This is a genomic window from Bacteroides sp. BFG-637, assembly GCF_024793605.1.
Classification (GTDB): domain Bacteria; phylum Bacteroidota; class Bacteroidia; order Bacteroidales; family Bacteroidaceae; genus Bacteroides; species Bacteroides vicugnae.
In genome coordinates this window covers 5,466,677-5,490,326 of the sequence record NZ_JANUPD010000002.1, presented here as the reverse complement: position 1 = coordinate 5,490,326, position 23,650 = coordinate 5,466,677, and the positions used below count along the sequence as shown (strand labels likewise).

The window sequence follows — 23,650 nt, the reverse complement described above, 5'->3', positions numbered from 1 at the left end:
GCACACCGAGAAACACACCATTCCTTTTAAAGGAACGTGCTTTTTCATCTTTAGATGCGTAGATTGATATAATAATGTTTATATTTATTGTTTCATATCTGCGCTGCGAACATTATTTTAGTGCTTCGATTACCTGCGGCATCATTGTCCAAATGGTGTTTTCATCTTGAGCAGTGAAAAAGTTACCATCTATCTCTGATTTCTCATCAGTAGCTGTTCCGTTTTGAATGGCTGGTTTGGCTAATGGGTGAACTGCTAGTTTTTTCCCTTTGGTTATACCTGTAAAGTCAAACATCATTGCACCGGCGCAATGTCCGATCATCATTTTCCCTTTATCTCCGAAAGTTTTAATGACTTGCATCAAATCTACATTATAGGGCTTATCGGCATTCTGCTGAAATACAGGCACTGCGTCGCCACATGAGAAAACGAGTGCATCGAATTCATCTTCGTGTCCTTTCAAATTAGCGATCACGTCATCTACTGTCAGGCTGATTCCCGAATTTGTTTTAATATCCTTCGTATTCGATACGGCAAATACTTTATATGAAATACCATTTTCGAAAAATGCTTCCAAATATTGGAATAGTCCACAACCATTTACCGGATTCACTGCTAAAACTGCAACTTTCTTTGCCATAATCATAATTATTTAAATGAAACAATAGTTATTATTAGTAAGTTTATTACTTTTGTGATGCAAATGTATCTTTCTTGTTTGAAAAATGCAAGAACGTACTTGAAAATAAGGAAGTTACATGAAGGTAACTATTGCTGAATTTCAATAAAATACAAAACGTTAAAGAATGAAAAACTTTCATCCGACAGGAAATTGTCCGGTAAGAGATGTGCTTAGCCGCTTGGGAGACAAGTGGTCGATGCTGGTACTTATTACGTTGAATGCCAATGGCACGATGCGTTTTAGTGATATTCATAAAACGATAGAAGATGTTTCTCAAAGAATGTTGACCGTTACCCTACGTACTTTAGAATCAGACGGATTGGTGGAACGGAAAGTGTACGCCGAAGTGCCTCCCCGTGTGGAGTATTGCCTGACAGATACGGGTGGCACTTTGATCCCTCATATTGAAGGGCTGGTAGGATGGGCCTTGGAGAATATGGATACCATTTTGGATCATAGGCAAATGAATCAGCAGCATTAATAAATGACAATGGTAGAAATGAATAAGGTAGAATTCAATATTTTAAAATATGGAGATAAAGTTAGTAGCTTCGGATAAAAAAGAATTCCTCGATTTATTACTTCTGGCTGATGAACAAGAAAGTATGATTGACCGGTATTTGGAGCGCGGCGATATGTTTGTTCTTTATGATAACGGATTGAAAGCTCTTTGTGTAGTGACTCGTGAAGGGGAAGGTATTTATGAAATCAAGAATATTGCTACCGTTCCTTTCTTTCAACGGCAGGGGTACGGAAAACGTTTAATCGAATTCTTATTTGAATATTATCGGGGAAAGTGTTCTGAAATGTTGGTGGGTACAGGCGATGTGCCTTCTTCCAGATCTTTCTATGAACACTGTGGTTTCACTGTTTCTCACCGGATAAAGAATTTTTTTTACTGACAACTATGACCATCTGATCTATGAGGATGGCGAGCAACTGGTGGATATGATTTATTTGAAGAAAACTTTTTAGCGTGTAGTGATGGAAACTCAATCATTTGGATGAAATAAAGAGTTTTGTTCGTTTATGTTACTGCATGAGCAAACAGGCTATTTATATCCTTTTATTGTATGAAAGTGCATTTCTCTATTTTTACATTTGAAGAAGACATTCTTAATAAACGCGATTTCTGTTTATAATAAACTTTTGGGTAGTTTATTATAAACGGTATCAGAGTTTATTAAAAACTATTTTGGGCGTTTGGGAAGATTATACAAAAAGAAAAGTGTATAAATATAAACAAAATAGGGCAATGATCGTCAAATCATTGCCCTATGATATATCTTTGCTAATCCTAAATTAGATCAGCTTGAAAGCTTGTTATGTATCTATTTTTCTTATTATATTCATGTCGTTTATAGATTTTGTTTTCTCAAAGATACAAAATAAAAAAACGTTTGTCAAGTGTTTCTGAAGAAAAGCCGGTTATTCATTGAACCAGTCTATTTTCTTTGAGAAATACATCACTATTGCCAGTATAATAAACAGTCCTAAGCTGCCTGCCAATAATGCGAAAGTCTCTAGCTGAATAAGAACAAATATATAAATATAGAGTATAGCCAACAATCCGGACATGATTAATGACGGTTTCTTTTTTCTGGTGATTCCGAACATATATCCGCCTACCAGTGTGATGGTCAGTGCAGAAGATAATAAATAGGCAGGGTTGAATCCGATGTGTTCGGAGAAGGAGAGGAGCAAACTGTAAAATAGACAGAGTGCCAGTCCTACCAATAAATACTGCAAGGCATGAATACGGGTCTTATTCATAATTTCGGTGAAGAAAATCACTCCGAAAGTCAGTAAGATAATCAGGATTGCATATTTTGCAGAACGCATGGACTGTTGATACTGTTCCACCGGGATTTTGAAGTTAACACCGAAACTGGAGTTCTCAATGTCCTTGATGTTCGAGTGGTTGTAGTCAACCATCACCTGTGAGTAATTCCGGTTCAAATTTAAAACCTGCCATTGTGCGGAGAATTCTTTCTCCGTAATGTTGCGGTTATTGGGCAGATAGTTACCGGTGAAGCTAGGCGTATTCCAGTTGGCTTTCAGATCTACACGGGTTGTTTTACCCAATGGAATAAAGTTGAGTGACTGCGAACCTTTCAGTTTGATTTTTATTTCATAAGGCAGTTTTTTATTCTGTTTCAACTCCGATAAGTTTGCGATCGCATGAACTCCGGTGTTATCTATTCCTCTGTTGTCCATACCCGGTTCGAATATATAAACAGAATCTCCCAGAGTGATGCTGATTTGTTCGCTGATACCCCGCATATCGGTCAGATTCAGACAAATAGCTGCCCTGTCAAACTGCAACTGTTCCATATCTATTCTGCTCTTCTGCAGTTCTTCCGAACTGAATGAGCCTTTCAGTGTCAGTTCCGATTGATATACATTGACCTCGTAGATACTTCTTTTCAGAATTTCAGTCTTTAGTTGCCCGCTGACCATAAGCTCGTCGGGAAAAAGTATCAGGTCTTTCATAGAAACCTTCTTCTCGTCCTTATTTTCAGTGACGACCGGATACTGGAGATTCAGGTAGGGGCCTGTAATGGTCTGTGCCAGACTCCATTTTTCACTTACCTCGTCGATAGCTTCTTCCTGGGTTCGTCCCCGTTCGGAAATAAGATTTTCAATCATGAACATCGGTATCATCAGGAGAAGAATTAATAATCCGATGATGACAACCTTGATTGTTTTGGAGAAACGGTGGAGACATCCCATAGGTTGCTGCGCCTGTTGCTCATTTGAATTTTCATTGAAACCGTCCATAAGTCAGTAGTGTTTTGATGAATTATTTATTTTGATTTTAGAAATTTCTCTAAGGCTTCAATATGAGATTTGAAAGCTTCTCTGCCTTGCGGGGTTGCTTGAAAAACAGTTCGTGGCTTTCGTCCGACAAAACTTTTGTTGCATATGATATATCCCAGTTCTTCCAGGGCACGGGTGTGGCTGGCAAGATTACCGTCTGTCAGAGAGAGCTGCTCTTTCAGAAAATTGAAGTCAGCTTCCTCATTTACCATCAGAACAGCCATGATACCGAGCCGGACCTTGCTTTCGAATGCTTTATTAATATATTGGAATGCTTCTATCATTTATGATCTCTTTCTTTCGTAGTGTAAATAGAACAATATGCCATAAAGAATATGGAAACCGCCGAAACCGATGGTCCAGAACAGCAGTGAATGACCTTCCCAAAAACAATCTGCGACGCCCAGGCAAATGAAAGCATATCCTAACCATACGATGCTGGAGTAAGTAAACTTGGATACGTTGACCAGTGCCAGTCCGTAAAATAAAAGCATGACGGAGGCCAGGATGTCATAATACTCATGCATTATGATGGAAATACATAAAACACCTCCGGTCAGCATCGGAAGAGAAAAGTTCCACAATGCCCGGTAAGTGAGGCGGCTGAAAAATTTCTGTCCTGTCTTCTTGGATTTATAATAGGACAGGATGCAGGCGGTGACCGCAGCTGCTACCAATACGAGCGAGGCTATGATAGCCATCAGTTCGAGAGCAACAATTAAATGTGTGCCCGGTGTAATAACTTGTGTGGCGATGTATGCGCCAGCTAATGCGTAAATGCCCGCCATGATTGCAGCGAGACCACTGAGAGAGATAAACTTGGAGGACTTTTCCATCAACTCTTTTATCTCATTTACCGATTCTAATGCTTTATCTTTATTCATATAAAAAGTACTTTGTAATGCAAAGTAAGATAAAAGATTTCAGATGAACAAACTTTTTGCCTGAATATTTTGATGATAAAGATTTGAATGGTATGATAAAACGTTAATATATAGTTGTTTAATGGATAAATGAACGGATAATCGGGAATTATATAAAGATAGTTTGAAAATGAAATTAGTCAAACGTTTGACTAATTCAGGGGAAATACCTAACTTTGCCGCCGAAACGAAACAAGTAAAAAGAGTATAGAAAATGAGAGAAGGAGCAGAGTTTAGAGAACTCATGTTGCAGATTGTTCGTACCCGTATGGCTTTCCGCCGGTCTATGCAACGGACATTGAGAAAAAATAATGCGGGTATTACGTTTGAGATGCTTCAGGTATTGAGTAGCTTATGGCATGAGCAGGGAATTAGTCAGCAGATATTGGCGGAACGCATAGCAAAAGATAAGGCATGTCTCACCAATTTGATGAATAATCTGGAAAAGAAAGGGTATGTTTACCGGAGAGAAGATCCTACCGACCGTCGTAATAAACTGGTGTTCCTGACCCCCGAAGGGGAAGAATTTAAAGAACAGATTCGTCCGATTCTCGATCAGGTCTATGTATACGCAGAAAAGATTATTGGTATAGAAAGCATTGAGACTATGTTGTCTGAATTAAAGAGTGTATACGATGTACTTGAAAATGTATAAGAAGTATGGGGCTGTTTTATCTTGCCTGTTTTTGGCTACTCAATCCATAAATGCACAAACAGATTCTTTGTTTCTCACTATCGATCAGCTTTTTGGACGGGGGAGTACGGCATAGTCTGCAACTTCAGGCGGATGTAATGAAAGAATCCATGGCACAGGAGCGGATACGGACCGCACGGTCTGCGCAGTTACCGGAACTGCAGATCGGGCTGAAAGGGGGATTTGTAGGGCAGCCTGTTGTTTGGGAACGGGGATTATCCGATCCTTCATATCCGGAAGCACCGGACTGGTCACAAAATTATGCGATTGATCTGGCACAACCTCTCTATCAGGGTGGTAAAATCCGAAGTGCTATTCATAAGGCGGATATAGAAAAACAAGTTGCCGAACTACAAACGTTAACTGATGAGGCAGAAATAAAGTTACGGTTACTCAATCAGTATATGAACCTGTTTAGTCTATTCAAGCAGCATGAAATATTGATGCGGAATATTGAGGAGTCGGAACTCCGGTTACGCGATATCCGACGGATGAAAAAAGAGGGGCTGATAACCAATAATGATGTATTACGGAGCGAAATGCAGTTGACTAATGACCGCCTGTCTTTGGAGGAAGTGGAAAATAGCATTGCGCTTGTATCACAGCAACTCAATATCTTGTTGGGGCAGGATGAGAACTTGTTATTACAACCGGATACAACCATTCTCTATCAGGCAGTTGCTTTGCAATCCTATGATGACTATATTGTTCAGGCGTATGAGAATGATCCGGCGATGAGGCTGCTTCGCGCACAGACAGAATTGGCAAGGAATGAAATCCGTTCTGCCCAATCCTTTTCTCTTCCCAGTGTGTCACTATATGCATCGAATACATTGGCACGTCCCGTTTCACGTACATTGGCGGATATGTATAACAATAACTGGAATGTGGGCGTATCGGTTTCCTATCCTTTATCTTCACTGTACAAGAACAATCATAAAGTAAAAGAGAGCAAACTGATGGTGTCTTTGCGGAAGAATGAAGAAGAACAGAAAATGCAGGGAATCCGCATGGATGTACGTTCGGCATTTCTACGCCACAGGGAAGCATTGCAGAGGGTAGAGGCTCTAAAACTGTCTGTCCGGCAAGCGGAAGAGAATTACCGTATTATGCAGAATCGTTATTTGAATCAACTGGCTATCCTGACTGATTTGCTTGATGCGAATTCCGTCCGTTTGAATGTGGAATTGCAGCTGGTCACTGCACGCACTCGTGTGATTTATACTTATTATCAACTTCAGAAGGCTAGTGGACGTCTTTAATAAACAGAACAGATATGGCAATTGAATGGAAAGAAAAACAGAGGAAACTGAAAAAAAGTAAGAGTTCGTAATATCGTTTTAAATTTAGTATGTGTCTGTTTGGCTGTCTCCGGACTTTGGTGGACTGCTAATTACTTCTGGCGTTATGTGAATTACGAAGTGACTAATGATGCTTTTGTAGATCAATATGTAGCTCCTTTGAATGTCCGGGCTTCGGGTTATATCAAGGAGGTTCGTTTTAAGGAACATCAATATGTCCATCAGGGAGATACTCTGCTGGTGCTTGACAATCGTGAATATCAGATTAAGGTAAAGGAAGCGGAAGCTGCATTGTTGGATGCACATGGCTCGCAGGATGTACTTCATTCGGGTATTGAAACTTCCCATACGAATATTGCCGTGCAGGATGCCAACATTGCTGAAGCAAAAGCGAAACTCTGGCAATTGGAACAGGATTATCATCGTTTTGGACGTTTGTTGAAAGAAGAATCTGTTCCGGAACAGCAGTATGAGCAAGCGAAAGCTGCTTATGAGGCAGCAAAGGCACGTTATCAGGCATTGGTTGCACAGAGACAGGCGGCATTATCACAATATGCGGAGACAAGTAAGAAAACAACCGGTACAGAGGCTGCCATTTTGCGTAAAGAAGCAGACCTGGATTTGGCTAAGCTGAATCTGTCTTATACGGTTCTCACTGCCCCTTATGATGGATATATGGGCAGGCGTACGCTTGAATCCGGTCAATATGTGCAGACCGGACAGACTATTTCTTATCTGGTGCGCAACAAGGATAAATGGATTACCGCTAATTATAAAGAAACGCAGATTACTAATATTCATATTGGCCAGCAGGTGCGTATTAAAGTAGATGCAGTGCCCGGAAAGATTTTTCACGGGGAAGTCACTGCGATTTCCGAGGCAACCGGGTCTAAATATTCCCTGGTTCCTACAGATAATTCGGCCGGCAATTTTGTAAAGGTGCAGCAGCGAATTCCCGTGCGTATCGACTTGGAAGATGTTTCTCCGGAAGAAATGGCACAGTTGAGAGCCGGGATGATGGTGGAAACAGAAGCTTTACGCAAATGATTACCATGAAGGAATTGGAGGCACCTGTTCGTCAATGGGTGCCCGATTGGCTTGGGCTTATCAGCATTTTCATCGTGATTCTTCCGGTCACTATGCTCAATGGCTCGTATACAGGCAGTATGTTGGAAGTGTCGAACACGCTGGGTACTAATTCGGAAGATATTACGATGGGGTATTACGCTGCTTCGGCGGGTATGGCTATCGCATACCCGATTATTCCTAAGGTGTTGGCAGCCTTTTCCGTGAAATCTCTGTTATTGATTGATTTAGTACTGCAATTCTTCTTGAGTTGGGTTTGTGCACGTACGCAAAACGCGGATATTTTGATTGTCTGTAGTTTTGCTGTCGGTTTCCTGAAAGGGTTTCTCATGTTGTGGTTTATTCGTTATGCCCAGAAGATTTTCAGTCCGAAGAATGTGCGTAGCGAGTTCTATTCTTATTTTTATCCGTTGGTTTACGGTGGGGGACAAGTTTCGATGCTGGTAACGGCTTTACTGGCGTATCATTATAACTGGAAGTATATGTACTACTTTATGATGGTATTGATCTTGATTTCCATTCTGTTTGTTATCATCTGTTTCCGGCACAACCGTCCCAACAAAGTTGTCGCATGGTCTGATCTGCATATCCGTGAGATGTTTGTTATTTCAGCCGGGTTGCTGATGTTGATGTACGTTATCAATTATGGAAAAGTGCTCGATTGGATGGCTTCCGGCAAGATATGTATTTATATTGTAATAGCACCTATGCTGATTGCACTGTTCATCTGGTATCAGAGCCATTCGGAGAATCCTTATGTAAGTCTGGCTCCTTTATTCCAGCCCAAAGCGATTGTGGGTTATTTTTATATGATGCTCGTGATGTTTTTCAGTACATCGACCACTTTGCTGACTAACTATCTAACTGTTATTCTGAAAGTAGATACTACGCATACCTATTCTCTTTATATTTATTTGCTTCCGGGATATGTAGTCGGTGCCTTTATCTGTTTTTGGTGGTTTCGCTGGCAACGGTGGCGTTTTCGTTTTCTGATAGCGGGAGGAATGAGTTGCTTTGTGATTTTCTTTGCCATTTTGTATTTTGGCATTTCTCCGGATAGTACGTATGAGATGCTCTACCTGCCTATCTTCTTTCGCGGTTTGGGTATGTTGACTTTGATTATTGCTTTTGCCCTGTTTGCCGTGGAAGACTTGAATCCGAAATACTTGTTGTCGAATGCTTTCTTCCTGATTATTTTCCGTTCCGTGTTGGCACCTATCATGGCAACTTCTTTTTATAGTAATGTACTGTACCGGCTGCAACAAAAATATATGTATTCGTTGTCGGAGACTATAACCGCTGCTGATCCATTGTCGTCAGCACGCTATAGCCAGTCGCTGAACAGTGCGATGACACAGGGGCATCCGTATGATGAGGCTGCGCAGTTGGCAACCAACTCTTTATATAATACCCTGCAACAACAAAGCCTGTTGCTGGCATTGAAAGAGATTTTGGGTTATCTGTTGGTGATATCTGTTGTCATAGCTGTGATTTCCCGTTTTATTCCTTTCCATAAAACAATCCGCGTTACGTTTAAGAAAACAGGCGATGATATGGTATAACAAAAAAAAGAGTTGCTATCCTTCACTCAATGATAAGTTGAACGGGATAGCAACTCTATTGTTTTAACAATGTATCTTTTATCTTCGATATATTTGTTGTATCAGATAGCGACCTGTTTACAAGGTTACCCCTGTTTTAAAGATAGCAATTTCGCGATAGCCTTTCTTCTCGTTGTTTACGAATTCACCGCTTGCCACTTTGATGATATAGTCAATGAAGCGTTCACAAGTCTTTTCCATCGGTTCGTTTTCTACGATCACACCGGCGTTGAAGTCAATCCATCCCGGTTTGTTTTTAGCCAAGGTTGAATTGGTGGAAATCTTCATGGTCGGAACAAAAGTGCCGAAAGGAGTACCGCGTCCGGTGGTGAAAAGTACCATGTGGCATCCACTTGCTGCAAGAGTAGTGGCTGCAACCAGGTCATTGCCCGGAGCAGAAAGCAGGTTGAGTCCTTTTTTCTGTAAACGTTCGCCGTAAGGCATTACGCCGGATACATAACTCTTTCCACATTTTTGGGTACATCCCAGTGCTTTTTCTTCCAGAGTAGAGATACCACCGGCTTTGTTGCCCGGAGAGGGATTTTCACCTACAGGCTCTCCGTGTGACAGGAAGTATTCTTTGAAGTCATTAATCAGATGGACAGTCTGTTCAAACAGTTCTTCGTTTTTACAACGGTTCATCAGGATCGTTTCTGCGCCGAACATTTCCGGAACTTCAGTCAATACGCTTGTGCCTCCCTGTGCAATCAGGAAATCGGAGAACATACCCAACAATGGGTTTGCCGTAATGCCGGAAAAACCGTCAGAACCACCGCACTTCAATCCCACACGAAGTTCGGACAAAGGCACATCGGTGCGTTCGTCTTTAGAGGCTTTTGCATACAAATCACGCAGGATTTCCATTCCTTCTTCATATTCGTCGCCTACCTTTTGGGTAACCATGAATTTGACGCGGTCTTCATCAAATTCGCCCAGGAATTCACGGAATACATCCGGCTGGTTATTCTCACATCCCAAGCCTACTACCAATACAGCGCCTGCATTGGGATGAAGCACCATGTCACGAAGAATCTTTTTCGTATTCTCATGGTCGTCACCAAGTTGCGAGCAACCGTAGTTGTGTGGGAAAGCGACAATGGCATCCACTCCCTTACCTTCGGTTTCGCGACGCAGTCCCTCGGCCAGTTGTCCGATGATACCGTTTACGCAACCTACAGTCGGGATAATCCATATCTCGTTTCTTACACCTACATCACCGTTTTTGCGACGGTAACCTTTGAAAGTAAGATCTTTATGAGGAATATCCAAAGAAACCTGAATCGGGTTGTACGTGTAGTCCAACAATCCGGCAAGGTTGGTTTTGATGTTCGTTTCGTTCATCCAGTCCCCCTGTTTCTTTGCCATTCGTGCATGTCCGATCGGGTAACCGTACTTGATTACATTTTCACCTTCCGCAAAATTCTTTAGTGCGAATTTATGTCCGGCAGGAATATCCTCGTTCAATGTAATCTCAATGCCATCTATAGAAAGATGCTCTCCTGCCGGGAGGTTAACAATGGCAACGGCAACGTTGTCGGCAGGATTAATTCTTAAATACTTTGTTTCCATGTAATGTACTTGTAAAGTTGTACTTTGTTGTTATTTGCTATGGTAATAGTCTATTGTCTCTACTGTTAACAGATCAATGGGCATATAGTTGATACGAGTCACTTCTTTCTTGAAAATAAGGTGATCGCATAGAGCTTTGATGCCATTGGCTCCTTGCAGTTCCGGCTGCTGGGCGATGAGGAAGGAGATACTTCCTTCTTTCAGGCAGGTGACATTCCGTTCCAGAAGGTCATATCCTATCAGATTGAAGTCTTTCTTTCCACGGCTTTGCAGGTACTCACCAACGATGTAGGCTTTAGAGTTGAAAGTGATTCCATTCTTAACCATCGGATAGGTACGGAAGAATTCGTCCAGCATCTCGTTGTCCTCGTCGTTGCGTTCGGCATGCAAGTCAAGTTCCAGTATAGTACAAGACGGATGATGTTCTTTCATGTACTGCCTAAAACCGATTTCTCTGTTCTCCTGCTGATTGGATCCTACAATTCCTTCATGTATTTTACGGAAAATCACAATTTCCTTTTCCTCCCGTGCCAGTAACATCATCATTCGAGCAGCGAAATATCCGCTTTGACGTGAATTCTGACCAAAGAAGGCGAGGGGAGGAACCTCTTTAATGTTGGAATCTATATATATATAAGGTATATCTAGTGCCTGCAACTGATCGGTGAATCCTTTCGTATATTGCGGAGCGGTAGGAGCTACCATCACTCCGTCCGGCTGCAGGGCCAGGATGGCTTCGCTGGCGTTGACGAATGAATGATAATCGTATGGATCGTAATAGTTGATTTTCACCGAAGTATTGAAATCCGAATAGGTTGCAATCGCTTCGTGAATACCGATTTCTACAGCCGTCCAGTATTCGCCTTCCAGATGTTCCGGCAGAAGGCAGATAAACGTATATTTCTTGTTGGAAGCCAGAGCGCTGGCGTACATATTGGGCTGGTAGTCAAGCTGCTTCAGAATTTCTTCTACGCGTTTTTTACTGGCCTCTGATACTCCACTACGTCCGTGAATAACGCGGTCTACTGTTCCCACTGATACATCTGCTAGACGGGCGATGTCTTTGATTCTGATCCTTTCGGGCAATTTATTCATACGATAACCTTTATTTATATAGGTTTTTGTGCTCGCACACAATAATAATCTTAATATTTTCGATACAAATATATAACAATTTTTGTAATTACGAAAATTGTTGTATCTTTGTGCCCGCACACGAAAGGTATGTGATGTTGGTTGTTTTATAGATTAATGCTCATGTAGTCAGTGTGTTAACCCCTAAAATAGGGCTGAAATGATAAATTGAAAGTTCATAATATTAATAACTTAGAATTTAAAACATAAGATTATGGGAAAGAAAGTCGTTACATTAGGCGAAATCATGCTTAGATTATCAACTCCGGGTAATACTCGTTTTGTTCAATCTGATTCTTTTGATGTAGTATATGGTGGTGGTGAAGCTAACGTTGCAGTAAGCTGTGCCAACTACGGACATGACGCTTATTTCGTAACCAAATTACCGAAACACGAAATCGGACAGTCTGCTGTTAACGCATTGCGTAAATATGGCGTAAAGACAGACTTTATTGCTCGTGGTGGCGACCGTGTAGGTATCTACTACTTGGAAACAGGTGCTTCTATGCGTCCTAGCAAGGTTATTTATGACCGTGCTCACTCTGCTATTGCTGAAGCTGACGCTGCTGATTTCGACTTTGATGCAATCATGGAAGGTGCTGACTGGTTCCACTGGTCTGGTATCACTCCGGCTATTTCTGACAAGGCTGCCGAGTTGACTCGTCTGGCTTGTGAAGCTGCAAAACGTCACGGTGTAACTGTTTCTGTTGACTTGAATTTCCGTAAGAAACTGTGGACTAAAGAAAAAGCACAGTCTATCATGAAACCGTTGATGCAGTTTGTAGACGTATGTATCGGTAACGAAGAAGATGCGGAACTTTGTCTGGGCTTCAAACCGGATGCTGACGTTGAAGCTGGTCACACAGATGCTGAAGGTTACAAAGGTATCTTCCAGCAAATGATGAAAGAATTCGGATTCAAATATGTAGTTTCTACTTTGCGCGAATCTTTCTCTGCTACTCACAACGGCTGGAAAGCTATGATCTACAACGGTGAAGAGTTCTATACTTCAAAACGTTATGATATTGATCCGATCATCGACCGTGTAGGTGGTGGTGACTCTTTCTCCGGTGGTATTATCCATGGTTTGATGACTAAACCTAATCAGGGTGCTGCCCTTGAATTTGCAGTTGCTGCATCTGCTTTGAAACATACTATCAATGGTGACTTCAACCTTGTTTCTATAGAAGAAGTAGAAGCATTGGCTGGTGGTGACGCAAGCGGTCGCGTACAGAGATAAGGATATTTACTATTGGACAATTTACTATTTACTATTTAATACTTTTGCCTGATGACAACGGTTGAACTTAAAAATAGGCTGAAGGTATTAGCAATACGTATTATTAGATTGGTAGATAAATTGCCCAATACTCCTGCCGGTAGAGCTATCGGCAATCAGATTATTCGTTCGGGTACATCTCCTGCTGCAAATTATAGGGCAGCGTGTTTGGGAAAGTCGGATAAGGATTTTCTTAATAAATTGAAGATGGTGGAAGAAGAACTGGATGAGACTTTATATTGGCTGGAATTATTAATGGAAGTTCAATTGGTTAAACCAGAATTGATGGCTGACCTATATAAAGAAAATGAGGAGCTTTTAAAAATAATTGTTAGTTCAATAACTACTATGAAAAGTAGGATAAATGATAAATAGCAAAAGTATCAAATAGTAAATTGTAAATAATAAAATAGTAAATAATAAGATGGCAAAATTCGATAAAATAGCCGTATTAAATAAGATCGGCTCTACAGGAATGGTTCCTGTATTCTATCACAAAGACGCAGAAGTTGCAAAGAAAGTAGTAAAGGCTTGTTATGACGGTGGTGTTCGTGCTTTCGAATTCACAAATCGTGGTGACTTTGCACAGGAAGTATTTGCTGAAATCGTTAAGTTCGCAGCAAAAGAATGTCCTGAAATGGCAATTGGTATCGGTTCTATCGTTGATCCGGCTACTGCTGCTATGTACTTGCAACTGGGCGCTAACTTCGTAGTAGGTCCGTTGTTCAACCCTGAAATAGCTAAGGTATGTAACCGTCGTTCGGTTGCTTACACTCCGGGATGCGGTTCTGTATCGGAAGTTGGTTTTGCACAGGAAGTAGGTTGCGATCTTTGCAAAGTATTCCCGGGTGATGTTTATGGAACTAACTTTGTAAAAGGCTTGATGGCTCCGATGCCATGGTCTAAGCTAATGGTAACAGGTGGAGTAGAACCTACTAAGGAAAACCTGACTGCATGGATCAAAGCCGGTGTATTCTGTGTAGGTATGGGCTCTAAACTGTTCCCGAATGATAAGGTGGCAGCAGAAGACTGGGCTTATGTAACTGCCAAATGTAAAGAAGCTCTCGGTTATATTGCTGAAGCTCGTAAATAAGATTAGAGAGCGAAAGCTTATCTATAATAAAAAGAGGTTGATGCGACAGCCTCTTTTTAAAATATGCCTCGAGGGTTAGTTAGTTTAGTTAGTATATGAGGCATATTTTCATTTTGTTTAAAGGTGTTTAAAGGGGATAGGCCATCGGAATGAGTGACTCATTTCGGTGGCTTGTTTTTTATTTCTTTTTTATATGCTGCCGATGTTCGAATATATAAATGGGCAGGAATATTAATAAGAAGCATAGAACACTGATGAGGAGCAGATAACGGTTGTAGAGATACTCTCCCTCTTGGGGAGGAGCACTTAACAAGCATCTTAAGCAATCGCAGTCCATATTCTGACTGTCGTGCTGGCAAAACAAAAAGCAGAAAGTAAAGAGGACGATGCCTAATAACAGGCAGATGATTAGTAGATTTCTGCGATAATGTGCATGTCTTTTGTCGGGTTTTGATAAAGAAGAAACCATGTTTTGTTCTGATAGTTATCAATGCAAAATGAAAGAAATAAAGGGCAGACAATGCCTGAATAGGATTGTCCTGCCCGATACTATTGATTATTGGTAGGAAATATACTTATTAATGGTTATTCCGGAACATAAATAATCTCACCGTTATCCAGTTCGTAGGCTATCCCCACTTTTCTTCCTCTTTTTCCTGAATCCTCCTCTTTCTGACCGGAAGGCTTGTATGTATTGATTTTCTTTCCTTCCTTGGAGATGATTTCCATATTTTCCTTACCAGGGTTCTTCACGATGGTGAAATCTTCCTGTCCGAAAACTTCCGTCATATTCATGTGCATCACCATTGCTACCATCAATGCCACGGCAAATACCATTGCCACGTCGAACAGGTTTACTACTACACTTAGCGGGTCGGTATCCTCTTCTTTGAGGAATTTGCTGACTCTTCTATTTCTTTTCATTATTGGGTTCTCCGGTTGTTTCGTTTAATACTCTTGATACATAATCGAGGTTGTTGACATCTTTGGCATACCAACGTTGTTTGAACTGCATGGATATCAATCCTACAGCACTAATAACCAGACCCACAACGGTCGTTGCAAATACTACCTGCATATTATATGCCATTCCGGAGATGTCTCCTGTAGAAAGTCCAACAAGTGCCGGACTCATGGAAATCAATGTTCCTATCAATCCGAGAACCGGACCTATCTTAGCCAACATTTTAGAAAGAGACACATCTTTCTCTGCTTCATTCTCGAATTTTGTTATCAGGAAGTCTGAATAATCTGCACTGGCCGGATGGTAGAGCAGATCGCGGAGATAACCCATATATAGTGAATTGTCTTTGTCGGGTAAAGCTGCTTTCAGATCGTCTATCCGTGCATCTTTAATGAGTTGGTCCAGTGCTTTGTCATTTTTACGTTTGGTCATGTACATGTTGTAGGTGCCTCCGATCAAAATAAGTGAGCGAACGAACAGGCACAGCAAAAGAATGATATCGGGTATAAGTAAACTGTTTGCTACCCAGAATAATAATTTAGAAATGAGTTCCATATATATTTTTTATTGATTGATTTTACTTCTTTTTTTTAATTCTCTACGTTGTAATAAAGGCCATTTCAGCTTGTTCCAGGCGAATCCGATAAGAAACAGGACAACGAACAGACCGATGGACAAGATAATAGCTTTCCAGTTGAGCGCCTCTTCGGTGGCAGCATAGGTCGTTTTCCCATTGACAGTGGTCAGTAGTCCGAGGATACAGATGAATAAACTGACAAGGAAATGAACTTCCAACCGGAGATCGTCTTCGGGTACAAGATACTTCATCAGCCGGCTTAATAATGGGATGGCGATAACCACTATCCCTGCAAGTGACCAGGCTGTTACTGAAAAGTCTACGCCAGGTAACCGGAAGATAGCTTCTGTGAGATAGTAGAATAATACGGGGAAGAGCAACAAGCTGGGATACCAGCGAAGTAATTCCGCCCACCATAAATTCTTCTTACCATAAAGTCCGCGCAGGAAAGCCACGCAATAGCCGAAGCAGAGTGCTGACTCAAGCGTTATGATAATAGCCATGTTTTGCAATGCTTCCGTGTTCTGCAGATAATCAGCAATCTGTGTCTTTGACTGGAGAATAGCATACTGCCAGGTGCCGGCCACAAAAAGACCGGCAATCAGGCTGTATATTACGGTTTGCCAAAGTTTCCAGAAACTGAGTTTGAAACTGCAGTTAATCACGATAAACAGCATTAATATGTGAATGATTAACTCCATATTACATTACTTTTTCCGTTTCTTTTTAAGTATTAGCAACATGACAACAAATGCTACCAGAACAATACCTGCGATAAGACCTCCATTCAAAGAGTTTTGCTCTTCCTGTGCCCCTTGTACGGCATCGCTCGATTGCTTCTTCAATACCACGCCCCCTTTGGTTGCTTCTCCGTCCAGGGTGGCTTGTTTCATTTGTTTCAGTTCTTTGTTATAGTTGGCTGCGGTTTGCGCATCTACTTGAGAGGCGATGAACTGCTGTAATTTGGCATTGTCTCCGGTAAATCCGCTGCCCGAAGGACCGAACTGTCTGACAAGGTCTGTATGCAGCTTGGCAATATTGGAGAGTTGTTCCGGAGAAGCTTTCCAATATCCTTTGCGGGCAGTTTCCATCATCACGGCAGTCACTTCCTGTAAAGCTGCGGGATTTTGTTTTTCAAAGAAGTCTTTTACATTCAGTTTGTATTCGTCTTTGACATATACATCATATATGTTATCCCAAAGTTCCTTGTCGATAGCAGTAGGTTTCATCACATTCCAGCCATACGTATTCGTTACAGTCTGGGCAACCTCGCTTGCAGCAGAAGAACCGCCTTTCATTTTCTCTTTGATATAGGTAGGATTCAGAATCGTTGTACGGCTTTCTACACCGACTGCTTCTTTAAGTTCCTGCATTTTCATGTTGTTACGGTTCCGGTAGTCGCTAAGATAAGCGTCCGGGTCTTTACCGGTAACATTGCGTACGGCAAGATTCATACCTCCCATAAATTCATATACGTGGTCGAGGCTCAATGCTCCCCAAGTGTTACTTTGGCGGGGCTGAACGACAACATCAGTACTGTTCAATGCTGCTTCAAAGGCAAATTTCTGAAAGACTTCCCAGTGTTTTTCGTCACCGTAGAAGGCTCCCATATTGTTGAGGTAAGTATCTGCAATTTCCGATTCACTTTCCCAGCGGTCGCCGGATTCCACCATTCCTTGAATTCCTGTACCATACATGCCATTAGCACCTCCGAATACTCGGAAAGAAGCCATTTCGCGGGCATCTTTCGGACTGACACCTTTTTCGGTCAACACTCTTTCAGCCTCTACCACACTGGCGGCTACCTGATTTTCAAACTTGTCGTCTTTCGCTGCCGCAGCCATTTCTACTGCACGGTTAATCAGGAAGAGGCGGGAAGCGGCGATATCACGGAGTTGTCCGGAAGTCTGGACTACTACGTCGATACGTGGACGTCCCAGTTCGGCTGAAGGAATCAGTTTTAGATCACTGACACGACCGAATGCGTCACGAACAGGTTCTACTCCCAGCATATACAGTACTTGAGCAATAGTAGCCCCACCGGTTTCTATAAATTCGGAAGACCAGAGAGTATAACTCACTTTACGTGGGATTGAATCATTGTGACGTTGCTTGTAAGTATCAATCGTTTGTTTGGCTAAAGCGATACCTTTTTCCCAAGCGGATTCTGTAGGAGTTGCTTCAGCATTGATAGCATACATATTACGTCCGGTTGGTAAAGCATTCGGATTAGCAATCGGATCACCTCCGGGAGTAGGAGCGGTGTATCCACCTTTCAATGCATTCATCAGACTGCTTAACTCTTCTTCGGGACTTGTCAGAAGTGCGTTCTTGTAGTTGCCTACATTCTTGATTGTACGCTCTACTTCAGCGATGGCAAGTGCCAGTTCGATTTCTTCTTTACTGTATTCTTTCGGAGCTTTTCCCATAGCGGCCATCATGGCAGCCATACCTTGAGGCTTTTCTTTATTAGCTTTCATTCCGGCTTCCATTTTCTTCAATGCTTCCGGACTTGCTCCCATAGACTTAGCCATTTCCATTACTTTTTCAGGATCCATGTTGGCGCCCATTTTCTTCATGGCCTCTTTCATGCTTTCGGGCATTTGACCATGAGGAGAACCCTCTTTGGAGACAGATGCCGGATGTCCTTTACCTGCTTTCTTTTCGTCGGATTGTTCACTCTTTGCCGATGCAGCCATCATCATTGCCATCATACCTTTCGGAGCATTGCGGTCTGCCTCTATTTGACGAGCCTTGGCTAGTTCCTGAGCGGTGATACCGGCTGTACGACAAATCAGTTCATCTGTGGCCAGTGCAGGATTAGCGAGCAACTTTTCTACCAGATGGCGAGCAGGAGTCAAGTACTGTTGTGTAAAGAGGCTGCGGTGCTTGCTAACGGCATCTGTCGCTTTACCACGTTGCTTGTCAAGAGCCAGCAGACTGTATGCGATAGGTTCTGTAGCCATTGCATAGACGGAAGAAGTGATCCGTTCCGCTTCATAAGGAACTCCCATTGTGTAGAGTTGTCCGGTGATTTTCTCGGTAGCCAGTTCTTCTGCGAAGTTTTCTACACGGGCGATTTCATCTTCCGTATATGGTTTGTTGGCAATGCTGTCCAAACCTAAATCACGGTGAATTCCCATTTTCACAGTCAGCGTTTTGACAGCTAATGATTCCTGATCTTTATTCTCTTTGTGAGAGTTATTGTAAATCTTGATTTTTTCCATTAGCTCCCGATAAATACCACGCACACTGCTTTCAAGGAAAGGAGGAGTGAGGTACGACTGTATGGTGGCATACGAACGGCGTTTAGCCATCATCCCTTCACCAACATTGCCAATGGAGTAGATATAGAAGTGCGGAACTGCTCCAACCAGGCGATCCGGCCAGTCGTTGCTGCATAATGCCACTTGTTTTCTGGGAGTAAATTCAAGACTTCCGTGTGTACCGAAATGGATCAGTGCGTCAGCCTTGAAGCCATGTTGCATCCACAGATAGGAAGCAATATAAGTATGAGGAGGAGCCATATTAGTGCCATGAATCACTTGGAAGGAGTTGTCCCCGCTTCCGGCAGCATTTTGTGGCATTAAGACTACATTCCCGAATTGCAGACGGGCAATACCCAATTTACCGTCGTTAGTCGCCATATAGTTGCCGGGGAATTCGCCGAAAGCATCCACCACTTCCTGATATTTTTCAGGGCGGAGTGACTCTTTCACCCAACTTTCATATTGATCTTTGGTGATAAGTTCGGGATGTCCTTTTTGCATAAAGTCATTAAAGGCTCCCTCTGCGTAAGAGTTGAACACAGCGCCTTGAGCCTGTATCATTTTACCCAGTTCTTCAGCATTTGCAGGCAGACCGGATATGTTGTATCCTTCCTGTTTCATGCGGACCAGAAGATTGTATAGGGAAGGAACCACCTCCATACCGGCAGCGGTCAATGCATTTTGCCCCGGACCTTTATAATAGTAGATAGCTACCTTCTTCTCGCTGTTCGGCTTAGTATTCAGATTCAAATAATTGTTGATTGTGGATACGAAAGTCTTCAAGCGTTCGGGTACTGCATACGAATGGCGCAACCCTTCTTCATCCTCATATTGTGCAAAGAGAGCGAAAGGACGGATGGCACCGTCGATTTCCGGAGTCACGATACTTTGTGACATAAATCCTCCTGCCATTCCCATCGGATCTTTCTCCCATTCGTCTACCAGACTGTTGATGGTGAGCGGAGCAAACAAGAGGATATTCTTAGCTTTCAGATAATCCACCATTTTGTCTCCCATGCGTCCGTGTGCCATGTTGATGATTGCGTCGGGCTGCACTTCGTCAATAAATGACATGAATTTCGTCATTGACTGAACCGGATAAACATTGTAACCTTCTTTTTCAAGAGCCTCAATAAGTCCGGTGGCATCAGCCATTTGTCCGGTTATCATGATTTTATGTGCTCCTTCTTTATAAAGACGGTTGTCCTTCATGAATTTCTCATAATCTGCCACGGTGAGGAACTCCAGTTCATCATCCGGGTTGGTGAGTCCGGCGTGATAGAGCATGTCGCTGGGTCTTTCTGCCGGGTCTTCCACTTCCGGTATGGAAGAGATTTTACCGTCAATAGCTTTACGGATATAATTCAGCATATTCCGGTAGTTGGTTTTTCCTCCGTTGGTCAGATAACCTCGTATCAGATTCTGTTGTACGCTGTCCAGATTACAAATGTTGTTGGCCGGGTTGGTAGCCATGGAAGTATATACAGGAATACCTTTGTCGGCAGCCTGTTGTATCTGTTGACGTTGTTCCTCGACGATACGCAGACCCATTCCGTTGATGAATACCATGTCGTAACCGGTCAGACGGTCGAGGTTGTCGAGCGATACTTCACTGAGTTTGATGGATGAATTGTCGTTGGCTTTCGATATACTTCCCTGCTGTATGGTCTGGAAGTTGATGAAAGCAATCTTTGTAGGACTGAACCAGGTATTCCATACGGACATCCCTATCAGAGCTGCAGCAACGATGCATACACCTAAGATGATTTTACTTTTCTTTTTCATTTCTCTTATTTTTAGCTTTGTATGTAGTTTTATCTTTTCTATTTTCTAAAGAACCTGTCTACGTCTAATGCAAGTCCGATGGAAAAGTTGGTTCCCCGGGTATAAGGAGAGTTTGCGTCATAATAGCTTGGAACATAGTTAAATATGTTGTTGACGGCCATATTCAGGCTGACTCCTTTCCAGATCCCTTGTGTCAACGTCAGGTTCCACATCGTATATCCCGGATAAGTCACTCCGGTAGTCCCTTCATCCGGATTATTGCCCACATATTTATTGGTTTCTACTTTGGATAACGCACGTCCGTTCAGGGAAAGATTGAATTGATAATTATCCCATGATTTGCCGTATTCGATACGTGCGGTCGCTGAATGTGGGCGGGTACTGGAGAATTTCATTTGTCCGTCGCGCATAAACTCGTGGAGGTATCCGTAAGAAACACGTATTCCCAGACCACAAGGATATTTGGCGGAGGCGTTGATATCTACACCGGCGATGTCTACTTTCTCTGTATTGATATATAGCTGTGCCCATCTTCCGTCAGTGTCGCGGAATGAAGTCAGGTCGATCCGGTCATTGACAAGGTTGTAATATCCCGAAACGGTAAAATTGTAACGGTTCTTGGTATATTCCGCCGAGAGCGAGAAGTTATGGCTCGTCTCTGATTTCAGGTCGGGATTACCATAAATCATCATGGCATTTGCCATGTCGAAGTTCATATACATTTCTTTGAGGGTAGGAGAGCGGAATCCCTGTGAGTATGAACCACGGAGGGAGCAGTTGGCTATTTTGTACATCAGTCCGATGTGCGGAGATATATGACGTACGTTAGATTGTGAGAAATAGTCGAAACGTACCCCGCTGATTATGTTGAAATGTTCGGTCGGGTTCCAGTCGAACTGTCCGAATGCATCTGCCGAGTGCATGGTATAACTTCCATTGTTGGTGAATTGATAAGACAATAGATAGTCACGCATATAATCTCCTCCTACGGTCAGAATGTTTTTATCGTTGAAGGTGTAATTGTAGAGTGCGCGTACGCTATGTTGCACATTGCTGTAATCGCGGACATCGTATTTGTATGAGGTCAGATAATCACTTTTATCATATTGGTCGAATGTATAGGCAACTTCCAGATTACTCATGATGTTGAAATCATAGTTGGCTTTCAGACCTCCGCTGAAATCACGATAACGGTCTTTGCTGTCTCCGGTCTTATCCCGTTCGCGGAAATAATAACCTCCGCGTGCAGTCAGTTTCAACTGTTCAATCGGTCTGTAAACAAGACGTTCTTTCACATTCCATGTGCGGTTTCCGAAGATGGTTGTCACATCTCCTTCCGGTACGTCGTAAGAATCGGACATTGTGTGTTGCACATTCGTCTGGCTGTTGAATTTACCGGCTTTGAAACTGAAAGTTCCGCCATATCGTTGGTCGTTATGTTCACCGAAGCGGCTGTTTACATTTAAATTCCATGGGTCCTCGGAATCACGGGTGATGATGTTGATTACGCCACCTACTGCACTGGAACCATAGAGAGTAGAGGCAGCACCTTTTACAATCTCTACCCGTTCCACGTTGTCGAGGTTCAATCGGTTGTAGTCGACGTTGTTTAAAGTTTCCCCTGCCAGACGTTCACCATCTACCAGAAAGAGTACAGAGTTTCCTCCGAATCCCTGCATATTGATTGAAACCTGCTGATCCATTGAATAGGAAAATTCAATGCCCGGCAGTTCTGATTGTAATAATTGGCCTACGTTGGTTGCATCTACCTTCTTAATATCGTCTGCTGTGATTACACGAGTGATGATAGGAGCATCTTTCAGTAATTTGGGAGTACGTGTACCTGTGACAACCACTGTTCCCAGGTCAAACTGATCTTCCGACAAGCGGAAACTTAGTCTTTTCTCTTTCCCTACAGTCAGTCTTTTTTCTTGTGGTTGATAGCCTACATACGAGGCGGTGATGAGGTATGTACCGGTTCCGGGGAGTTGTAATGTATATGTTCCGTCGACGGATGTGACGGTTCCGGTTCCTTTACCTTTGATGGAAATCGTTGCACCGGGGAGAGGTTCCCCTTCTGTATCAGTAACACGTCCGCTGATGTGATAAGTTGAGTGTTGTGCTAATGTGGTGCAAGTTGCTATAAATGAAAAAAGCAATAATGATATTATAAATGTAGGTTTCATTCTTGTTGATTGGTTTCATTGTTGTTGTCCTCGAACTCAAGCGGATACTGGAAATCGAAGTCAATATATCCTTTTATACCTCTGGCATTCATGTAGTTGGTAAAACGGATTGCTGCGTATGTATTGTCTTTCAAACGTATCAAAAAAACTTGGTTTGACATGGTGTATACCGGAGGCATCGTTGCGGTATTAACGTCCAGCCAGCCGGAAAGAACAGCATTACGGTAAGACTCTGTGTAGATAATGTTTCCGTCCATCATGCCCGACATGTCAATGGCTATTTTATCGGTTGTCCATTCATCTTCTATAAAATCTTCCGCTTTAGGCAATTTACCTGTTGCTTTAAACTCGTCGATACTTGTGTAAGTTGTTTTGTAGGCAGCACCCTCGTTGGTTTTTATATCGTAACGATGAATAGCGAAATCCCATTTTTCAGGAATTTGACTCTCATATTCCTCTCCGATTTTAACGGTGCTAACCGTACGTTCCGAAAGGTTAATGTAGGCCCATTCTGTATATTCAACAGTCTTGACTTGTGAAAAGCTATTCTCCTTGATTTCCATCTCCGTTTCGATGGGGGCATCATAAATATTTTCAAATATTCCATTACAAGCAGAGAGCGACATTGCCGCTCCCAGTACTATAGTATATTTGAAAATAGCGTTCCTGCTTCTTTTCATTGCTTAT

The 23,650-nt window shown here is 42.4% G+C and carries 18 protein-coding genes and 3 pseudogenes; 9 read left to right on the top strand and 12 right to left on the bottom strand.

Annotated features, from left to right (window positions below; all coding sequences use genetic code 11):
* Nucleotides 1–112: 112 nt before the first annotated feature.
* Nucleotides 113–640: a DJ-1/PfpI family protein gene (locus NXX38_RS21585; RefSeq protein ID WP_258981090.1), complete on the bottom strand. Its 528-nt coding sequence runs from the start codon at nt 638–640 to the stop codon at nt 113–115.
* 166 nt (nt 641–806) lie between these two features.
* Between NXX38_RS21585 and NXX38_RS21580 the strand changes: the two genes are divergently transcribed.
* Both NXX38_RS21580 and NXX38_RS21575 read left to right on the top strand, forming a co-directional pair.
* Nucleotides 807–1,163: a helix-turn-helix domain-containing protein gene (locus NXX38_RS21580; protein ID WP_148367606.1), complete on the top strand. Its 357-nt coding sequence runs from the start codon at nt 807–809 to the stop codon at nt 1,161–1,163.
* Nucleotides 1,164–1,212: 49 nt separating this feature from the next.
* Nucleotides 1,213–1,657 (top strand): annotated as a pseudogene (locus NXX38_RS21575) (GNAT family N-acetyltransferase).
* A gap of 453 nt (nt 1,658–2,110) precedes the next feature.
* Here the strand turns inward: NXX38_RS21575 and creD are convergent.
* Genes creD through NXX38_RS21560 form a run of 3 tightly spaced genes read right to left on the bottom strand, consistent with a single transcriptional unit; the run spans nt 2,111 to nt 4,386 of the window.
* Nucleotides 2,111–3,463: a cell envelope integrity protein CreD gene (gene creD, locus NXX38_RS21570; protein WP_148367608.1), complete on the bottom strand. Its 1,353-nt coding sequence runs from the start codon at nt 3,461–3,463 to the stop codon at nt 2,111–2,113.
* Nucleotides 3,464–3,489: 26 nt separating this feature from the next.
* Complete coding sequence (locus NXX38_RS21565; protein ID WP_258981086.1) at nt 3,490–3,786, bottom strand: transcriptional regulator; 297 nt, start codon at nt 3,784–3,786, stop codon at nt 3,490–3,492.
* Nucleotides 3,787–4,386 carry a hypothetical protein gene (locus NXX38_RS21560; RefSeq protein WP_167511907.1) on the bottom strand — a complete coding sequence of 200 codons (600 nt, stop codon included), beginning with the start codon at nt 4,384–4,386 and terminating at the stop codon, nt 3,787–3,789.
* 253 nt (nt 4,387–4,639) lie between these two features.
* On the opposite strand from NXX38_RS21560, the gene NXX38_RS21555 reads away from it, so the two are divergent.
* The 4 genes and pseudogenes from NXX38_RS21555 to NXX38_RS21540 all read left to right on the top strand — a co-directional run bounded on the left by NXX38_RS21555 (nt 4,640) and on the right by NXX38_RS21540 (nt 9,068).
* Complete coding sequence (locus tag NXX38_RS21555; protein WP_258981084.1) at nt 4,640–5,080, top strand: MarR family winged helix-turn-helix transcriptional regulator; 441 nt, start codon at nt 4,640–4,642, stop codon at nt 5,078–5,080.
* Nucleotides 5,061–6,381, top strand: a pseudogene (locus NXX38_RS21550) (TolC family protein). The gene NXX38_RS21555 and the pseudogene NXX38_RS21550 overlap by 20 nt, the downstream one beginning before the upstream one ends.
* 14 nt (nt 6,382–6,395) lie before the next feature.
* Nucleotides 6,396–7,467: pseudogene (locus NXX38_RS21545) on the top strand (HlyD family secretion protein).
* The gene (locus NXX38_RS21540) at nt 7,464–9,068 is read left to right on the top strand and encodes an MFS transporter (protein WP_234133653.1); all 1,605 of its coding nucleotides are present in this window, start codon (nt 7,464–7,466) and stop codon (nt 9,066–9,068) included. Before NXX38_RS21545 ends, NXX38_RS21540 begins: the two are co-directional and overlap by 4 nt.
* Nucleotides 9,069–9,185: 117 nt before the next feature.
* Here the strand turns inward: NXX38_RS21540 and NXX38_RS21535 are convergent, their stop codons facing one another.
* Together NXX38_RS21535 and NXX38_RS21530 are read right to left on the bottom strand one after the other, a co-directional pair.
* Nucleotides 9,186–10,676: a UxaA family hydrolase gene (locus tag NXX38_RS21535; protein ID WP_148367613.1), complete on the bottom strand. Its 1,491-nt coding sequence runs from the start codon at nt 10,674–10,676 to the stop codon at nt 9,186–9,188.
* 30 nt (nt 10,677–10,706) lie between these two features.
* Nucleotides 10,707–11,771 (bottom strand): LacI family DNA-binding transcriptional regulator, encoded by a 1,065-nt coding sequence (locus NXX38_RS21530; protein WP_004308063.1) that lies wholly within the window; start codon nt 11,769–11,771, stop codon nt 10,707–10,709.
* A gap of 253 nt (nt 11,772–12,024) precedes the next feature.
* Between NXX38_RS21530 and NXX38_RS21525 the strand changes: the two genes are divergently transcribed.
* From NXX38_RS21525 to NXX38_RS21515, 3 genes are read left to right on the top strand one after another with little or no spacing between them, the layout of a single operon-like run.
* Entirely contained in the window at nt 12,025–13,050 is a 1,026-nt protein-coding gene (locus NXX38_RS21525) for a sugar kinase (RefSeq protein ID WP_004313177.1), read from the top strand.
* 51 nt (nt 13,051–13,101) lie between these two features.
* Nucleotides 13,102–13,464: a four helix bundle protein gene (locus NXX38_RS21520; RefSeq protein WP_148367614.1), complete on the top strand. Its 363-nt coding sequence runs from the start codon at nt 13,102–13,104 to the stop codon at nt 13,462–13,464.
* A 49-nt stretch (nt 13,465–13,513) separates the two neighbouring features.
* A complete protein-coding gene (locus NXX38_RS21515) occupies nt 13,514–14,182 on the top strand; it encodes a bifunctional 4-hydroxy-2-oxoglutarate aldolase/2-dehydro-3-deoxy-phosphogluconate aldolase (protein ID WP_008999681.1) in 669 nt (222 codons plus the stop codon).
* 585 nt (nt 14,183–14,767) lie between these two features.
* On the opposite strand, the gene NXX38_RS21510 is transcribed toward NXX38_RS21515, so the two are convergent.
* The 6 genes from NXX38_RS21510 to NXX38_RS21485 are packed head-to-tail and all read right to left on the bottom strand — an operon-like array spanning nt 14,768 to nt 23,643.
* Nucleotides 14,768–15,106 carry a DUF2149 domain-containing protein gene (locus NXX38_RS21510; RefSeq protein ID WP_004300151.1) on the bottom strand — a complete coding sequence of 113 codons (339 nt, stop codon included), beginning with the start codon at nt 15,104–15,106 and terminating at the stop codon, nt 14,768–14,770.
* Nucleotides 15,093–15,701, bottom strand: a complete 609-nt coding sequence (locus NXX38_RS21505) for a MotA/TolQ/ExbB proton channel family protein (protein WP_258981079.1) — start codon at nt 15,699–15,701, stop codon at nt 15,093–15,095. Before NXX38_RS21505 ends, NXX38_RS21510 begins: the two co-directional genes overlap by 14 nt.
* Before the next feature lie 9 nt (nt 15,702–15,710).
* On the bottom strand, nt 15,711–16,424 hold the full coding sequence (locus NXX38_RS21500) for a hypothetical protein (RefSeq protein WP_074560311.1): 714 nt from the start codon (nt 16,422–16,424) through the stop codon (nt 15,711–15,713).
* 6 nt (nt 16,425–16,430) lie between these two features.
* Entirely contained in the window at nt 16,431–20,777 is a 4,347-nt protein-coding gene (locus NXX38_RS21495) for a cobaltochelatase subunit CobN (RefSeq protein ID WP_258981077.1), read from the bottom strand.
* A gap of 38 nt (nt 20,778–20,815) precedes the next feature.
* On the bottom strand, nt 20,816–22,963 hold the full coding sequence (locus tag NXX38_RS21490) for a TonB-dependent receptor (protein WP_258981075.1): 2,148 nt from the start codon (nt 22,961–22,963) through the stop codon (nt 20,816–20,818).
* Complete coding sequence (locus NXX38_RS21485) at nt 22,960–23,643, bottom strand: HmuY family protein (protein WP_234133655.1); 684 nt, start codon at nt 23,641–23,643, stop codon at nt 22,960–22,962. Before NXX38_RS21485 ends, NXX38_RS21490 begins: the two co-directional genes overlap by 4 nt.
* Nucleotides 23,644–23,650 lie beyond the last annotated feature (7 nt).

Excerpts from the sequence above, each read along its gene's own strand:
- NXX38_RS21585 (WP_258981090.1), bottom strand. The coding sequence starts at position 640 with ATGGCAAAGAAAGTTGCAGTTTTAGCAGTGAATCCGGTAAATGGTTGT.
- NXX38_RS21580 (WP_148367606.1), top strand. The coding sequence starts at position 807 with ATGAAAAACTTTCATCCGACAGGAAATTGTCCGGTAAGAGATGTGCTT.
- creD (WP_148367608.1), bottom strand. The coding sequence starts at position 3,463 with ATGGACGGTTTCAATGAAAATTCAAATGAGCAACAGGCGCAGCAACCT.
- NXX38_RS21565 (WP_258981086.1), bottom strand. The coding sequence starts at position 3,786 with ATGATAGAAGCATTCCAATATATTAATAAAGCATTCGAAAGCAAGGTC.
- NXX38_RS21560 (WP_167511907.1), bottom strand. The coding sequence starts at position 4,386 with ATGAATAAAGATAAAGCATTAGAATCGGTAAATGAGATAAAAGAGTTG.
- NXX38_RS21555 (WP_258981084.1), top strand. The coding sequence starts at position 4,640 with ATGAGAGAAGGAGCAGAGTTTAGAGAACTCATGTTGCAGATTGTTCGT.
- NXX38_RS21540 (WP_234133653.1), top strand. The coding sequence starts at position 7,464 with ATGATTACCATGAAGGAATTGGAGGCACCTGTTCGTCAATGGGTGCCC.
- NXX38_RS21535 (WP_148367613.1), bottom strand. The coding sequence starts at position 10,676 with ATGGAAACAAAGTATTTAAGAATTAATCCTGCCGACAACGTTGCCGTT.
- NXX38_RS21530 (WP_004308063.1), bottom strand. The coding sequence starts at position 11,771 with ATGAATAAATTGCCCGAAAGGATCAGAATCAAAGACATCGCCCGTCTA.
- NXX38_RS21525 (WP_004313177.1), top strand. The coding sequence starts at position 12,025 with ATGGGAAAGAAAGTCGTTACATTAGGCGAAATCATGCTTAGATTATCA.
- NXX38_RS21520 (WP_148367614.1), top strand. The coding sequence starts at position 13,102 with ATGACAACGGTTGAACTTAAAAATAGGCTGAAGGTATTAGCAATACGT.
- NXX38_RS21515 (WP_008999681.1), top strand. The coding sequence starts at position 13,514 with ATGGCAAAATTCGATAAAATAGCCGTATTAAATAAGATCGGCTCTACA.
- NXX38_RS21510 (WP_004300151.1), bottom strand. The coding sequence starts at position 15,106 with ATGAAAAGAAATAGAAGAGTCAGCAAATTCCTCAAAGAAGAGGATACC.
- NXX38_RS21505 (WP_258981079.1), bottom strand. The coding sequence starts at position 15,701 with ATGGAACTCATTTCTAAATTATTATTCTGGGTAGCAAACAGTTTACTT.
- NXX38_RS21500 (WP_074560311.1), bottom strand. The coding sequence starts at position 16,424 with ATGGAGTTAATCATTCACATATTAATGCTGTTTATCGTGATTAACTGC.
- NXX38_RS21495 (WP_258981077.1), bottom strand. The coding sequence starts at position 20,777 with ATGAAAAAGAAAAGTAAAATCATCTTAGGTGTATGCATCGTTGCTGCA.
- NXX38_RS21490 (WP_258981075.1), bottom strand. The coding sequence starts at position 22,963 with ATGAAACCTACATTTATAATATCATTATTGCTTTTTTCATTTATAGCA.
- NXX38_RS21485 (WP_234133655.1), bottom strand. The coding sequence starts at position 23,643 with ATGAAAAGAAGCAGGAACGCTATTTTCAAATATACTATAGTACTGGGA.